Origin of the sequence: Colwellia sp. Bg11-28, assembly GCF_002836245.1 — a bacterium.
Taxonomy (GTDB): Bacteria; Pseudomonadota; Gammaproteobacteria; order Enterobacterales; family Alteromonadaceae; genus Colwellia; species Colwellia psychrerythraea_A.
This window is the reverse complement of record NZ_PJBA01000006.1, coordinates 1859409-1875683: the sequence shown is the minus strand read 5'-3', so window position 1 is coordinate 1875683 and position 16275 is coordinate 1859409. Positions and strand designations below refer to the sequence as shown.

11 protein-coding genes are annotated in these 16275 nt (G+C 36.6%); 7 read left to right on the top strand and 4 right to left on the bottom strand.

Features of this window, described 5'->3' with window-relative positions; all coding sequences use genetic code 11:
• The first annotated feature begins 10 nt into the window (after positions 1-10).
• The 6 genes from CXF79_RS15365 to pgi all read left to right on the top strand — a co-directional run bounded on the left by CXF79_RS15365 (position 11) and on the right by pgi (position 8530).
• Positions 11-571, top strand: coding sequence for a sugar transferase (locus CXF79_RS15365; protein ID WP_101155984.1), 561 nt, complete (start codon positions 11-13; stop codon positions 569-571).
• A gap of 182 nt (positions 572-753) precedes the next feature.
• The gene (locus CXF79_RS15360; RefSeq protein WP_101155982.1) at positions 754-2655 is read left to right on the top strand and encodes a nucleoside-diphosphate sugar epimerase/dehydratase; all 1902 of its coding nucleotides are present in this window, start codon (positions 754-756) and stop codon (positions 2653-2655) included.
• Between the two features lie 538 nt (positions 2656-3193).
• Positions 3194-4360 carry a nucleotide sugar dehydrogenase gene (locus CXF79_RS15355; protein ID WP_101155980.1) on the top strand — a complete coding sequence of 389 codons (1167 nt, stop codon included), beginning with the start codon at positions 3194-3196 and terminating at the stop codon, positions 4358-4360.
• A gap of 9 nt (positions 4361-4369) precedes the next feature.
• Entirely contained in the window at positions 4370-5404 is a 1035-nt protein-coding gene (locus CXF79_RS15350) for an NAD-dependent epimerase/dehydratase family protein (protein ID WP_101155978.1), read from the top strand.
• A 143-nt stretch (positions 5405-5547) separates the two neighbouring features.
• Entirely contained in the window at positions 5548-6447 is a 900-nt protein-coding gene (gene galU / locus CXF79_RS15345) for a UTP--glucose-1-phosphate uridylyltransferase GalU (protein WP_101155976.1), read from the top strand.
• 427 nt (positions 6448-6874) lie between these two features.
• Positions 6875-8530: a glucose-6-phosphate isomerase gene (gene pgi, locus CXF79_RS15340; RefSeq protein ID WP_101155974.1), complete on the top strand. Its 1656-nt coding sequence runs from the start codon at positions 6875-6877 to the stop codon at positions 8528-8530.
• 97 nt (positions 8531-8627) lie between these two features.
• Here the strand turns inward: pgi and CXF79_RS15335 are convergent, their stop codons facing one another.
• From CXF79_RS15335 to cmoA, 4 genes are all read right to left on the bottom strand, one after another.
• Positions 8628-9740 (bottom strand): patatin-like phospholipase family protein, encoded by a 1113-nt coding sequence (locus CXF79_RS15335; RefSeq protein WP_101155972.1) that lies wholly within the window; start codon positions 9738-9740, stop codon positions 8628-8630.
• Between the two features lie 45 nt (positions 9741-9785).
• Positions 9786-11159: an anti-phage deoxyguanosine triphosphatase gene (locus tag CXF79_RS15330; protein WP_101155970.1), complete on the bottom strand. Its 1374-nt coding sequence runs from the start codon at positions 11157-11159 to the stop codon at positions 9786-9788.
• A 128-nt stretch (positions 11160-11287) separates the two neighbouring features.
• Complete coding sequence (gene cmoB, locus CXF79_RS15325) at positions 11288-12256, bottom strand: tRNA 5-methoxyuridine(34)/uridine 5-oxyacetic acid(34) synthase CmoB (protein ID WP_101155968.1); 969 nt, start codon at positions 12254-12256, stop codon at positions 11288-11290.
• A 280-nt stretch (positions 12257-12536) separates the two neighbouring features.
• Complete coding sequence (gene cmoA / locus CXF79_RS15320) at positions 12537-13271, bottom strand: carboxy-S-adenosyl-L-methionine synthase CmoA (RefSeq protein WP_101155966.1); 735 nt, start codon at positions 13269-13271, stop codon at positions 12537-12539.
• 95 nt (positions 13272-13366) lie between these two features.
• Here cmoA and CXF79_RS15315 point away from each other — a divergent pair, with 95 nt between their 5' ends.
• Entirely contained in the window at positions 13367-16234 is a 2868-nt protein-coding gene (locus CXF79_RS15315) for a transporter substrate-binding domain-containing protein (protein WP_101155965.1), read from the top strand.
• Positions 16235-16275 lie beyond the last annotated feature (41 nt).

Sequence of the window (16275 nt, the reverse complement as noted above, 5' to 3'; positions counted from 1 at the left end):
TAAAATATTTATGAATCATATTTTAATTCGCATACTCGATTTTTTAATGGCTTTTTTTGGTCTGATTGTCACTTTTCCAATATTACTTATTGTTATTATCCTTGGTTATTTTGATACGAGATCGCCGATTTTTATCCAACCGCGAGTAGGAAAAAATAAAAAACCATTTAATCTTATTAAATTTCGTACTATGTCGGTTGATACAAAATCAGTCGCTAGCCACCTAGCAAGTACCACTTCTATTACTAAATTAGGTGGTTTTCTACGTAAAACAAAAATTGATGAATTACCTCAGTTAATTAATGTGTTAAAAGGTGAAATGAGTTTTGTAGGACCTCGCCCTAATTTATTCAATCAAGAAGAGTTAATATTTGAACGTGATAATTGTGGTGTTTATAGTGTATTACCTGGTATCACAGGACTTGCACAAGTTAATACTATTGATATGTCTACCCCTAAATTATTGGCAGAGACAGACCAGAAAATGATTAGAACATTCACAATTAAAAAATACTTTAGATATATAATTCAAACAGCAAGTGGTAGTGGATCGGGAGATCGGGTTAGTTGATGTATAATTCAAACTGTAAAACCTTAGCTCGAACTATTCACTTTCTATTGATATTAGTAATTTATTGTTTAAGTTACGAAAACTCAACATCATTTAAATGTCATAATCATAGACATTGTGTATAATGTCGTATTCGTAAATATTTTATTAATTCACAATTTAAACAAGTGACTCCTTTTTATATGGATTTTTTATTTAAAGCTTCTAGACCTACCAAGCGGATCATTTCTCTCTTTTCAGATCTTTGTTTTGTGAGTGTTGCTTTTTGGACTGCAATGCTTGTTCGTTTAGATACAACATCTATCTTTTTTCATACCCCTTCATGGATTCTACTTGCTTTTTTAGTGCCTATTACCTTAATTGCTAATGTTAAACTTGGACTATATAGGGCCGTTCTCAGATATATAAATAGTAAAGCGGCTGTGAGTATTGCTTTGTCAGTATGCTTTACTACAGTAGCTTTAGTTTTTTTATCTTTCTTTCTAAATATAGATTTACCTCGTACTGTTCCTGTAATATTTTCGGCCTTCTTATTGGTTTTAGTCGGTGGTAGCCGTTTTTTGATGCGAACATTTATCGCATCCTCACCAATAAAAAATAAGCATAAAGAAAAGGTTATCATCTACGGTGCAGGCTCTGCGGGAAGACAACTTGCACAGTCTTTACTACACGGGGATGAATACTATCCAGTTGCGTTTATTGATGATGACGTTAGAATTCATAAACGTATTATCCAAGGAATAACTGTTTATAGACGTAATGATCTTTCTCGCCTGATTGAAGATTCTTCTGTTTCGCGTCTTTTACTTGCTATGCCAAGAGAGAATAAAAAGCGCATTGCGCGAGTTTTAAGCAAAATAGAAGCATTACCTGTTGAGATTCTCTCAATCCCGGGCTCTGCAGACTTAGTTAGTGGTAAAGCTAGAATTGATGAACTTCGTGAAGTTTCCATCGAGGATTTACTAGGACGTGACCCAGTCAAACCTGATCAGTGTCTATTGAAAGCTAATACCTACGAAAAAATTGTTATGGTTACAGGTGCTGGTGGCTCTATTGGTTCAGAACTTTGCCGTCAAATCTTAAAACAAAAGCCAACAAAATTAATCTTATTTGAACTCTCAGAATTTGCCTTATACCAGATTAATGGAGAACTGCAAAAGCAGGCTGATGAATTAGGGTATGATTGTCAGGTTGTACCTTTACTTGGTTCCGTCCAGAGAAAAAATAGAATGATGACTGTTATGCGCACCTTTAAGGTGCAAACTGTTTATCACGCTGCAGCTTATAAACACGTACCAGTCGTTGAGCATAATGTTGTTGAAGGGGTTCGAAATAATGTATTTGGTACTCTTTATGCGGCTGAAGCGGCTATGGAAGCTAAAGTTGAAACATTTGTGCTTATTTCCACGGATAAAGCTGTACGGCCAACGAATGTTATGGGTACAACTAAACGAATGGCAGAGTTGATTTTACAAGCGTTAGCTCGGAAAGAATCTAATACACGTTATTGCATGGTGCGCTTTGGTAATGTTTTAGGATCGTCAGGTTCTGTTGTCCCCTTATTTAGAGATCAAATAAAGTGTGGAGGCCCTATTACCGTAACTCATCCAGATATTATTCGTTATTTTATGACAATACCTGAAGCTGCTCAGTTAGTTATTCAGGCAGGAGCTATGGGGACCGGTGGTGATGTATTCGTTTTAGATATGGGAGATCCCGTTAAGATATCTGACCTTGCAGTTAAGATGATCCATTTAAGCGGAATGAATGTTAAGGATAAGCTTAATCCTGATGGTGATATAGAAATCAAGTACACAGGTCTGAGACAAGGTGAAAAATTGTTTGAAGAGTTATTGATAGGCGATGATGTAACACAAACCGATCATCGACGAATTATGTCAGCACACGAAACACTGTTGACATGGGAGGCTTTAGAAAAATTACTCATTCGACTTGATGATGCCTGTCACAACTTCTCACATGAAGCAATCCGTAGAATACTTTTAGAAGCACCTACAGGCTTTGTTCCCAAAGATGGTATTTGTGATCTAGTTTGGCAAGCTAAAGCTAAAGCTAAAGCTTAATAATTTAGTTTAACAACAGAATAACGAAAGTTGTAATCTCTTTAGCTGACCTTGGCCCTATAATGCTATCAGCCAGAAAAATGATTCCCAAATACCGCTTTTATCAATAAACTAATTATTCAATACATCATTAATCAGTATGTACTGCAGATTTTAAAGAAATTATATTGGTAATTATTCTTCGATAAAGCGATTAAAATTATTTGGATAAATATTTTGGACTAAAAACTATCTTATTAAATAGTGGAAATCGACAACTGCTCAGTGAAATTCAAGTTATCAGTCCAAAAGTCGCGACTATATGACAAGTTCGCTTTTTTATAGTTGATCAACTTTTGTTTTGGTATTCCTTGATATAATTCACATCTAATTTAAAAGCTAAAATACGATCTACTACGCTAACTAGGTATAATAAAGTGGTTCGTTATAGATAAATAGCATTAAAATCTGTGCTTATGGAAATATTAAGTAGTTTCGGTGTTACTAAATTAGTTCGTTGGTTTAAAAATTTTACCAAGTATAAACAACAGGAATAAAAATGAAAATAGCTATAGCTGGTACAGGCTACGTTGGGTTATCTAATTCAATGCTGTTAGCACAACATAATGAAGTTGTCGCAGTCGATATAATTGAAGAGAAAGTTAATCTCTTAAATAATAAAAAATCACCAATTTCTGACACTGAAATTGAATATTTTTTATCTAATAAAAAACTTAATTTTAAAGCGACATTAGATAAAGAATCAGCATATGCAAATGCTGACTTTGTTGTAATAGCAACACCTACAGATTATGACCCAGAAACTAATTATTTTAACACTTCATCTGTTGAGGCAGTTATTAAAGATGTTTTAGCAAATAATCCTACGGCTGTTATGATTATTAAATCAACTGTTCCGGTGGGTTATACACAAAGTGTAAAAGAACAGTTTAATTGTGAAAATATAATATTCTCTCCTGAATTCCTACGTGAAGGAAAGGCTCTTTATGATAACTTACATCCATCAAGAATCATTGTTGGAGAAAAAAGTCAACGTGCTGAAGTTTTTGCTAATTTATTAGCACAAGGTGCTATAAAACAAAATATTAATATTTTATTTACCGATTCAACTGAAGCTGAAGCTGTCAAGTTATTTTCAAACACCTACTTAGCAATGCGTGTAGCGTATTTTAATGAATTAGACAGTTATGCAGAAGCGCATGGTTTAGATTCAAAGCAAGTTATTGAAGGCGTAGGTTTAGATCCCCGTATTGGTAATCATTATAATAACCCTTCTTTTGGTTATGGTGGTTATTGTTTACCAAAAGATACTAAGCAGCTATTAGCTAATTACAAGGATGTTCCAAATAATATTGTGCGTGCCATTGTCGAAGCAAATAGCACCAGGAAAGATTTTATAGCCGATTCTATTATCATGCGTAACCCAAAGGTAGTTGGTGTTTATCGACTGATTATGAAAAGTGGTTCTGACAACTTCAGATCGTCTTCTATTCAGGGGATTATGAAAAGAATAAAAGCAAAAGGCATTGAAGTTGTAATATTTGAACCTGAATTAACAGAAGCTGAGTTTTTTCACTCTAAAGTTATGCCGGATTTAAATGAGTTTACTCAAATTTCAGATGTCATTATTTCAAATAGAATGTGCGTCGAGTTGAGTTCTGTTTCAGAGAAGGTATATACACGTGATTTATTCGGTTCAGATTGAGGTAGAAGAATGAAGTTTTTAGTTACCGGTGCTGCCGGATTCATAGGATTTCACGTAACACAGCGTTTATGTGAACAAGGTCATGATGTTGTTGGCATTGATAACTTAAATGATTATTATGACGTCAATCTTAAACTGGCTCGTTTAACCGAGTTAGGCAAGTTTGCAATTAACAATGTCAAAAATAATGACGGTTGTTTTCGATTTATAAAGTTAGACCTTATAGAGCGAGAAGGAATAGCTGCATTATTTACCAGTGAAAAATTTGATCGTGTGATTCACCTAGCGGCACAAGCGGGTGTTAGGTATTCAATCGAGAATCCGATGGCTTACGCCGACTCTAATTTAATAGGTCATTTAACCATTCTTGAAGGTTGTAGGAATAATAATATAGAGCATTTGATATATGCTTCTTCCAGCTCTGTCTATGGTTTGAATAATAAAACTCCTTTTTCGACGAGTGACTCAGTAGACCACCCTATATCGCTTTATGCTGCAACAAAAAAGTCTAATGAATTGATGGCGCATAGTTATTCTCACCTTTATGATATTCCAACGACTGGCTTGAGATTTTTTACGGTATACGGTTCATGGGGACGCCCAGACATGGCGCCCTATATTTTTACCAAAAAGATTTTAGATGGCGACACCATCGACATTAATAATAATGGTGACATGTGGCGTGACTTTACTCATATAGATGATATTGTTGAAGGAGTAGTTCGTATTGCGGATGTTATTCCTGCTCGAGATCTCTCATGGAAAGTTGAGAAAGGCTCTCCGGCTTCTAGCTCTGCACCATACTCTGTTTATAATATAGGACATGGCTCACCAATTAATTTGATGGGATTTGTTAAAGCTATTGAAGATGAACTTGGCATAGAAGCAAAGAAAAATTTTCGTGAAATGCAAGCTGGAGATGTTTATCAAACATATGCAGAAGTTAATGACTTATTTGATGCAGCAGGTTATAAATCTCAAGTGACTGTAGAAAAAGGGGTGGCTGAATTTGTAAAATGGTATCGAGAGTTTTATAGCAAGTAGATTGTATACTGTTAGTAGATTACTCAAAAAAGGAATGATACTACTGGTATCATTTTTAATTATTGAATGGAACAGTGTATTTCCTTGAAACAATTTTGCTAGCCCCTTTAGAATTATCTATCTGTAAGGATTTAAGGATAAAAATGACATACAAAATAACAAAAGCTGTAATCCCCGTAGCAGGCTTAGGTACGCGTATGCTGCCAGCAACAAAAGCTATCCCTAAAGAAATGTTACCTATTGTCGATAAGCCTATGATCCAATACATAGTAGATGAATGTGTGGCGGCAGGTATTAAAGAGATAGTCTTAGTAACGCATTCTTCAAAAAATGCAATTGAGAATCACTTTGATAAGTCATTTGAGCTTGAAACAACACTAGAAAAACGCGTAAAACGCCAAATATTAGATGAAATACAAGCTATTTGCCCTAAAGGCGTTACTATCATGCATGTACGCCAAGGTGAAGCTAAGGGCTTAGGTCATGCTGTTTTAAAAGCACGTCCGATTATTGGTGAGTCACCATTTGTCGTCGTTTTACCTGACGTAATTTTAGATGATGCTAGTAGCGATTTAAAAACTGAAAATTTATCGGCGATGCTTACACGCTATTATGAGGTTGGGCACAGTCAAATTATGGTTGAGCCTGTTCCTATGGACATGGTGAGCAACTATGGTGTGGCCGATTGTAAAGGTCATGAACTTGTTGCAGGTGAGTCTAAAGCGATGACTGCCGTTGTTGAGAAACCATCTGTTGATGAAGCACCTTCAAATTTAGCGGTGGTCGGCCGTTATGTGCTATCAGAGAAAATATGGGATATGCTCGAATTTACGCCCCCTGGCGCAGGTGATGAAATTCAGCTTACAGACGCTATTGCTAGTTTGATGAAGATTGAGACTGTTGAGGCTTTTCATATGACAGGTAAGTCACATGATTGTGGTTCTAAACTTGGTTATATGAAAGCTAATGTTGAATATGGTCTAAGACATGCTGAAATGGCTGATGACTTTAAAGCATATTTACAAGAAATAGTGAAAGGTTAAACAGAAGTGTGAAAGAGTCTGCTTTTTAGTAATATTGACTCGTAAGAAAGTGCTCAGTGATAGTGACACATCACCACAGAGGACACAGAACCTTCGCTAATAGAAATGAAAAAGACTTCAGTGATGAGATAAGTTAATGGATTCCTGATCAGAAACTTCGGGAATGACGTTACTAAATGAAACTGGAGCTTTGTTTACAGGGAATGTAAACACTATGTAAGAAGATAAAAAATCACCTCATGATCAGATTCTTCACTACAGAAATTAATAATATTCCCTCTAAACAACTAAGTTAATTTACTGACACCTTTTATTACCTGACTCTAATAGGTTATAAAAAATACAGTGTTAGTCTATTCTATCAATAATCATAACAAAGCAAACGCTAGTTCCCTAGGTCTAGATTGCACAATAAAATTAGTAATTTATGAATATTCAGAAGTTAACCTCATTAGCCAATAATGCAAAAACACGTTCAATTGTTTCTTTGTTCGATCAAAAAGAACGTGCTAATAATTTTTCTTTGTCGACATCTCATTTATATTTAGATTACTCCAAGCAAAATATCACTGATATTGAACTAGAACAATTAATTGAAATAGCTGAAGAAGTTGGCCTATCAGAAAGTATTACTGGGCAATTTAAAGGCGATAAGATTAATAATACAGAAGGGCGCTCTGTATTGCATACAGTATTAAGAGCTCCTCAGGTAGTTAAGCAAAAGATACTCGGCGATACACTTGCCAATGAGGTTGAAGCAGCTGAACTGCAAATGGCTAAAGTAGTTAATGATGTACAAAAAGGTATTCTAACTAGTCATACTGGTCAGCGTTTTACTGATGTTTTAGCCATTGGTATTGGTGGCTCATATTATGGTGTGAAAGTTAGCTTGTCAGCTTTAGAGCATTATCGAGACTTGTCTATCGCTGTTCATGTTATTGCTAATGTTGATGGCGGGGCACTTGAAGAAAAGCTGAAGAAGCTAAACTCAGAAACAACACTCGTTGTCGTGATTTCGAAAACCTTTACCACGCAAGAAACCATGCTAAACGCAAAGGCTGTGAAGCAGTGGATGTTATCTTGTGCGTCTGAAAAAAATACGAAGCTAAACAATGTTACAGCGGCCATTGAAAAACAATGGTTTGCAGTGAGCAGTAATATTGAAGCAGCAAAAGAGTTCGGAATTAATGTAAAGCATATTTTGCCGATGTGGGATTGGGTTGGAGGCCGTTTTTCTATATGGTCAACGGTAGGATTACCTCTTGCTCTTGCTATAGGTAATGATAATTTTAATAAGTTAAAACAAGGTGCATACGAGATGGATATGCATTTTACATCAACTGATTTTAAAAACAATATGCCGGTTATTATGGCATTGCTTGGCATTTGGAATCGTAATGCACTTGAGTACCCGACTTTAGCTATTTTACCTTATGCTCATTCGTTAAGAGCTTTACCAGGCTATTTACAACAAACAGACATGGAAAGTAATGGTAAGTCTGTATCAAAATCAGGGGATAAATTGTCTTGGTTAACGGCTCCTGTTGTTTTTGGTCAAGAGGGCACTAACGGGCAGCATGCTTTCATGCAGTTAATGCATCAAAGTGATGATATCATTCCAACAGATTTTATTGTTGCCTTAAAAGGTCGAAGCCAATATACCGAAAATCACAAAGTGCTCGTAGCCAATTGTTTTGCGCAAAGTGAAGCCTTAATGCAGGGCAAAACATTAACACAAGTAGAAAGTGAGCTAGAGATGAGTGCTTTATCTATCGCTGAAATATCACTCATTGCTCCGCATAAAACCATGAAAGGTAATACTCCAAGTAATACGCTGGTTATGGACTTATTAACTCCTGAAACCATCGGTTCTCTGCTCGCGCTATACGAACATAAAATATTTGTTCAAGGGGTTTTATGGCAAGTGAATTCCTTTGACCAATGGGGCGTTGAATTAGGAAAGCAGTTAGGAACCCGAATCTTATCTGCTATAGATGGGGCTGAAGATGATTTACTCTCTGCTTCTAGCCAGAGTTTAATTGCCCGATTTAGAGCTCGTTCAAAGCTTACTGCTTCGGTGTAATGCAAACTCAGTAGCAATTTTAGGGGAAAATATCATGAATTCCCGATCAGATACTTTGAAAATGACAGATTATCACTTGGAATGACGATGCTAAAAACTAAGGCTGAAATGCCTTTATTTTCGTTATATCCTGCTTACCCACAAATTCATTAAAACAATCGGCTAATTTATCTGTTTCATCTAATACTTTTAACCAATATTTAATCCTTGTTGGTGCATCAAGTTTGGTAAAGTCGGTTCTATCGGGAATTTTCCCATAAGGTAGTGATTGAATAAATTTCTCTGAGGGCGCTAATAAAACAGTGTCTTCATAACTACTGGCTAATACTTTTCTGTTTGAGCTTTTATCAAACCATCCTGCTTTGGGCTCGGAGCTAAAATGTGGATAAAGCGTAAGTTCGTGCCTTGATTCTGTAGTGCCATTTTTTGGACTGCGTATACTGGTTCTTTGTTTGTCAGATCTGTTGCTGCTTAATGAAAAGTCAAAATGATAATCAATTATACCGCCATCTCGGTAGGTACCATTTTTTGAACCCTCAATATCCTTGATACCTGACATCACCATAGGAATTGAACCTGAAGCCAGTAAGGCACTTTTAATATTGTTAGGGGTTAGCGTTTCGTATACGTTGCTGAAATTATACGGATCCTTGATGATCACATTACTGTTTGGGTGTTTAAAAATATAGCGTTGATATTGCTTACCGAGCAGCCTTCTATCAATTTTATTCAACAGCATACTATTAATTAAACCAGCACCTTGCATAATTTTATTATCAAAAGAGCTCAAACCATTACATTTAGCGACTAGAAAGTGGGCCTTGAACACATTATTGTTGATGATCTCACGAGCGCCATTTTCAGCAAATAGTTGGTCAACAATAAAAACAGCTTGCTTAGATATCTCTTGTGGACTCGGTTTGGCGGAATAAACCGTATTTGCATAGGTATAAGCTAAGCGTTCAATAGCTTGTACCGGATCATTTTGTGTTAATGCTGCCGCGCGAAAGGCGCCAGCACTTGAACCGATTAAATTAAGCTCTGCCGTTCTATTTTTGAAAAAATTTCCAAAGAGGTATTTATCTAAACCAAATAAGATAAACCATTTTGGCCCGCCGCTCGCGCCAAGAAAGTTAGTAAATAGCTCTTGTTTAAAACCTTGCTCTTGGATAGTTTTTAAAGCGTTTTTCCCTGCATATATCTCTAGCATGACTGCATTAATCTCATGTTTAAATAGTAGTATTTATTGGTATGTTTAGTTTAATTGGTAATCTGACGCGCCATGGGCATTAAACAATGATTGATAAAGTCTTGTGGCGTAATCATCGGTCATGCCGGCAATATAATCGGCTATTATTCGTTGTGAGTTTGTTTTGTTATCTATTGCTTGTTGCCAGCGTTTAGCGCTATTACTGGGTAATAAGCGTATCGGGTCAGATGATAACGCTTCAAAAAGCTCCATTACTATTTGCTGACCTCGGTATTCTAAGCGCTGAAGACTGGTTAATTTAATGACATAAAAGTAAACGAAATCTTTAAATATCTTCAGTGCTTCTGCTGTGGATGCAGATAAGGTTGCATTATAACGGAGCAGTGGCTCTGCAAAATTTATATCATCTTGCTCATTTAAATCAGTTAATTTAATCGCAGTAATTAAGTAGTTAACTAAGCCGCCAATAGCATCTTTTTGCAAGTGATGATGATCACTGAATAGCTTGTCTGTTAAGGTCATGCTGTATTCTTGCAACCAAACATCGTCTATTTGTTGTAACTTTCTTATTACTTCTCGGTCAAAATCATCACGGTTAACCACTTTGGTGACTATGGCGTCTTCGAGATCATGAATACCATAGGCAATATCATCGGCTAACTCCATGATAGAGCAGTCGAGTGACTTGAAACGGGTTTTATGATGGGTGCTTTTGTCTTGCAAGCGTAGGTTTTGCTTGCCTATACTTTGGCAACTCATACTTTGAAATAAAGTCCTATCAGCTGTTGATAAAGGTTCAAGTATCCAGTCAATAATATCTTGATCGTCCCTATACAAACCTTTAGCGGGATGCCACTCGTTGGCTTTAAGTTGTCGAAAGTTTCCAACACGGGTTGGCTTTATCTCTTTGCTAAGCGTTTCTAGTAATTGTGGGTACTTCATTAAACCAAGTAGTGTCCTTCGGGTTAAATTCATACCAAAGTGTTCACTAAATGTTTCTAAGCGCGCCACAATGCGAAGTGTTTGGCCGTTACCCTCAAAACCACCATGATCTCGCATCATATAATTTAATGCTATTTCCCCACCATGGCCGAATGGAGGATGACCGATGTCATGGGCTAAGCAAATGGTTTCTATTAAGCTATCGCTAGTAGGAAAAAGGGCATTACAGAGTTCGGGAAATTTATAGCGCAGTTGTGCGGTAATGCCGGAGCCTATTTGTGCTGCTTCTAATGAATGGGTTAAGCGAGTACGGTAAAAATCACTTTGTCCGCTACCCATCACTTGGGTTTTAGACTGCAAGCGACGAAAAGAGGCAGAGTGCATTACTCGAGCACGATCTCGCTGGAAAGGGTCACGGTGATCTTGCTGCCTGTTTGTCACTTTTTTAAGTCGTCTTGCTAACCAAACATCACTCATAGCGTTCCTTATCTTAATTTAACTGCTTAGCCTTTACCTTGGCTTTAGTATTCGTACTAGTTTTTACACTAGCACTAGTTTTATAAGTTACACCAATTAGTTAGCTATTGGTAGTTAGCTATTAGTAGTTAAACATTAGCAATAAATATGGCACGTTTAGGGGCAGGGTAACCTTCAATAGTCTTACTGCTATCATTTGGATCAAGAAAGTCTTGCAATGACTCTGTATCAATCCACTCGGTTTTTCGTTGCTCATCTAATGCTGTAATATCAGTATTGACCACGCGAACATTAGTAAAGCCGCATCGCTCTAACCAAGCGCACATGGCTTTTTCACTAGGTAAAAACCAAACGTTGCGCATTTTTGCGTAACGTTCACCGGGCACTAATACTGTATTCTCATCGCCATCGACAATGAGTGTTTCTAAAACTAATTCACCACCTTTAACTAATTGTGCTTTTAATTGATAAAGAAAATCGATTGGCGATCTACGGTGATAAAGTACGCCCATAGCGAATACTGTATCAAACGCTTTTAGCTCAGGTAGTTGTTCAACACCTAGAGGAAGTAAATGCACTGGGCTATCGTCAATAAAGTGTTTTATGGCATTAAACTGCATTAAAAATAGCTGAGTTGGGTCTATACCAACAACAAATTTAGCTCCTGCGCCGCGCATTCGCCATAAATGATAACCGCTTCCGCAGCCGATATCTAAAACATACTTACCCGATAAATCACTAATATGCTCAGCTAAACGATCCCATTTAAAGTCACTCCGCCACTCAGTATCAATGTGTAAACCATGAATATGATAGGGACCTTTACGCCAAGGTTTAAACTTTTTCATTAAATTTTCAAGGCGCTTAAATTGTCCCTGATCTAAATCACCTAATTCGCCCACTTTAACGGTATTTGTTATATCAATCGCTGAATTAGCATCTACGACCGGTAATGCATCAAGTGTTTTCTGCCAATGCTTGAATTCACCATGTAGCTCATTTTCGTGCCAATGGCTCAATTGTGCAGGTAAGGTGTTTAGCCAATGGCCTAAACGATTGGTAGCAATTTTTTGGTAAAATTCGTTGAACTGTTTCATAGGATTCTAATTAGTCGTTTTAATGGGCGTACTTTATATTTTGTTAGTAATTATACCAATTGCACTAAATAAGTGATCATTTTCAGGTGGTTTAAATATCCAATAATAGCGTTACTTTCAATCCCAATAGCCAGCTATTGCTCAATCAAGCGCCTTGTTCTTGAAAATTTATCCTCACTGAATTCTGTAACCTTATTTAATACAAATGGTATTAATTGAGGGTAACTACTTAATCACACTCAATTTTAAGGCATATGCATAAATACATTTTTTGATAGTTTTACTTTATTGCAATAAGTGAGGTGAAGTTAAAACACTGAAACCATAATGAAGCATGTTGAAAACCAGCTTGTGTTAACCGTTCTTTATGTACATCAAGTGAATCGGTCAACATGACTTTTTCTAATGCGCTACGCTTTTGAGCAACTTCCAATTCACTGTAGCCATTATCACGTTTGAAGTTATGGTGTAAGTTAATTAATACATCATCAATCACGTTATCATCACTGGATATTTTTTCAGACAAAACCAATAAACCACCGGGCTTTAAACCTTGGGCTATTTTACTTAGTAATGCTTGACGCTGTGATTTTTCAATAAATTGCAAAGTGAAATTTAGTACTACCATAGAGGCATTTTCTATGTCGATATCTTGAATGTTACCTTCAATAATCGTTACGGGTGTATCTCCTTTGAACGCATCTACATGCATTTTACAGCGCTTTACCATATCGATAGAATTATCCACACCGATGATTTTACAATTGTTAGCGGTAATTCCTTTTCGCATAGCAAGCGTTGCAGCACCTAAAGAGCAACCAAGATCATAGATGTTGCTATCATCTTGGACGAAGCGTTGGCTAAGACGACCTATGGTATCGATAATAGTTTTATAGCCGGGCACAGAGCGAGATATCATGTCGGGGAAAACTTCAACGACTTGCGCATCAAAGGTAAAGTTTTTTACTTGATTATGCGCTTGTGAGTAAATTAAATCGGTATCAGAATCATGCATTTTCTTTGTTCTATTCACTATTATGTTAAGTTAGGATATATAATGGCTTATTTTAACCGATCTTATTAGCAACGCTATATTTATAGGGTGTTTTTTTGAATTTTTTTTATAAACTGACCAGTTACATTATTTTAATTACTTTGTTTGTAGTTATTTTCAGCCAAACAGTGTTTGCAGAAAAGGCTGACATAACAGTTAAGCAACCATTAACCATTGCTATTAATGAAACTTCTTTCCCATATCACTCTATTGACGAGCAAGGTAATGCTATTGGTTTAATGGCAGATATGTGGCGTTTATGGGCTAAAAAGCAACAAGTTGAAGTACAGTTTATTGTGCTACCTTGGCTAGAGACACTAAGTGAAGTAGCTAAAGGTAATGTTGATATTCATGGTGGCTTATCAATTGTTGATTCGAGGCGAGAAACGCTACAGTTTTCCCAACCACTCTTTTCTATTTATACCCACCTTTACGTAAATCAACAACTCAGTAATGTTAACAACCTAGCAGATTTAAAACCCTACAGCATTGGGGTAGTGAAAGGCTCAGCTCATATTGAGAACCTGCAAAAATATCACCCTGAGTTTGCTTTGAAAACGTATGATAATCGGCATGACCTATACAGAGGAGCCCTAAATAACGAAATTTTAGTGTTTACAGGTTTAGAAAAACTATCTGATAATTTTCCTGATTACGATACTTTAAGGCAGCGTTTCCCTCCTCATAAGGTTTTACGATATCAGCAAGGTGATTATGGGGTAGCGGTGGCTAAGGGGAATAATTCGCTACTTAATTTAATTGAACAAGGGTTTGCACAAGTATCAAGAGAAGAGCGAGCAGCCATTGAGCGAAAATGGTTAGGCTTAACTAAGCAAAAAGACAGTTTATTGGTCGCCTTTTCATCACATTACCCTCCTTATATGGGGGTTAGCCCTTCAGGTGAACCGCAAGGGTTATTGATTGAGGTCTGGCGCTTATGGTCTAAAAAAGTAGGGATTAATGTTGAGTTTGTTCCCCGTGATATGACTGAAGGGTTAGATCTTATAACAGAGCAAAAAGCCGACATACTCTTGGCTTACCCTGATCATGTTAAAACATCTAATGATATAGCTTTTGCCAATCCAATTTACTCTTCTACAGTGGAAGTTTTTCTCAATAATAGAATTAAAGACGTTAAAGGTATGCCATTTGAGTCATTAGAGCAATTTAATCAACAGTTCAACGGCGGTGTCATTGGTATTTGGCAAGACTCTACTTTTAAAGACCAATTGTTAGCACAATACCCACAGTTGAATGTTCGCTATTTTAGTAGCTTGATTACGATGTTGGATGCCGCTGAGCGAGATGAAATATCAGGCATCGTCGGATTAGTTGATTTAATTAGTGCAAGATTAGTGCAAAGTAACTTGCAAACACTTTTTTATCGCTTAGACAGCCCTGTCATTACTTTAAAACTATCGCCTGTTATTCATCACAAAAATAATAAACTTGTGGAAATCGTTAATAGAGGATTTAACGAGTTAGATATTAATAGCCTTATTAAAATTGAAGATAGGTGGTTGAACGGTAACGCGGGAGAACACTATTATAAAAAACAAGCACAAAAAATTATGTTAAGTGATGCCGATAAAGACTTCTTAGCATCCCACGGAAAAATTAACTTAGGTATCATTAAGAATTTATCGCCGATTGAGTTTATTGACGAACAAGGTAAATTTTCAGGTATTAATCGTGATATTACGCATTTAATTAGTGATAGCACTGGTATTGAGTTCAACTACCTGCCTTTTGATAGTTGGCAACAGTTATATAAAGCATTATTAGATAATAAAATAGATATGCTTGGCAGTATTACGCCAACAGCAGAGCGTGAAAAACTGCTGATATTCACTGATAGTTATTGGCAAATGCCATGGGTAATGGTACATCCACAATATTATGGTAGAAAATCAAAACTTGAAGATTTTTATGGTAAACAAGTCGCTATCGTCAAAGGCTATTATTTAATTGCCAAGCTAAGAAAAATACACCCCTTAATCACTTTTAAATTAGTGGATAACCGAGAGCAAGCACTTGTTGCGCTACAACAGGAACGAGTTGATGGTTTCATCACGACTATGGCCTCGGCGACACAATTATTGAAGCAGGAAAACATCGTCACTTTGATGATATCAATGATGGAAGATGTCAGCTTAGAGAAAAGTCATTTTGGAATAAACAAGCAGTTGCCGCTATTAAAAGGAATAATTAATAAGGGGCTGTTATCGATCACTGAAAAAGAGAAACAAGCCATTTACGATAATTGGTTTTCCTTAGCAATAAATACTGGGCTTGATAAAAATGTGGTTTTACAGGTTGGGGCTCAAATTGGTGTCATCATTTTATTGGTGCTCGGCGTTATTGTCATGTGGAATAGACGATTACAAGTTGAAATAAAACACCGAGAGCAGCTTGAAAAAATTATGAAACATATGGCAACACATGATGAACTAACCGGGCTTGCTAACCGGGTATTGTTAAAAGATAGATTAAGTACAGCGATAGCGTTCCATCAACGACAATCCCTTAAAATGGCAGTATTATTCATTGATTTAGATGGTTTTAAAAATATCAACGATACTCATGGCCATGGTGTCGGGGATGAATTGTTGCAACAAGTAGCCCTTCGTTTGCAGGGTTGTGTGAGAAGTTCAGATACGGTGGTACGTTTTGGCGGCGATGAGTTTGTTTTACTACTTACCGGTCTAAATAGTCCTAATGAAGCGGCCTATGTCGCCGAAAAAGTATTAAGGATGATGCAAAAAGAGTTTGAACTATCGAAAACCAATGCCTTTATTGGCTGTAGTATTGGTATAGCTATGTATCCAAATGATGGTGATAACGACACCGATCTACTTAAAATTGCTGATACCATGATGTACAAGGTAAAAGCTGCAGGTAAAAATCATTATATTTTTAACTAAAACCCACTTGTAGTGCTTTAATTTACCCATCCGCTTGTTCT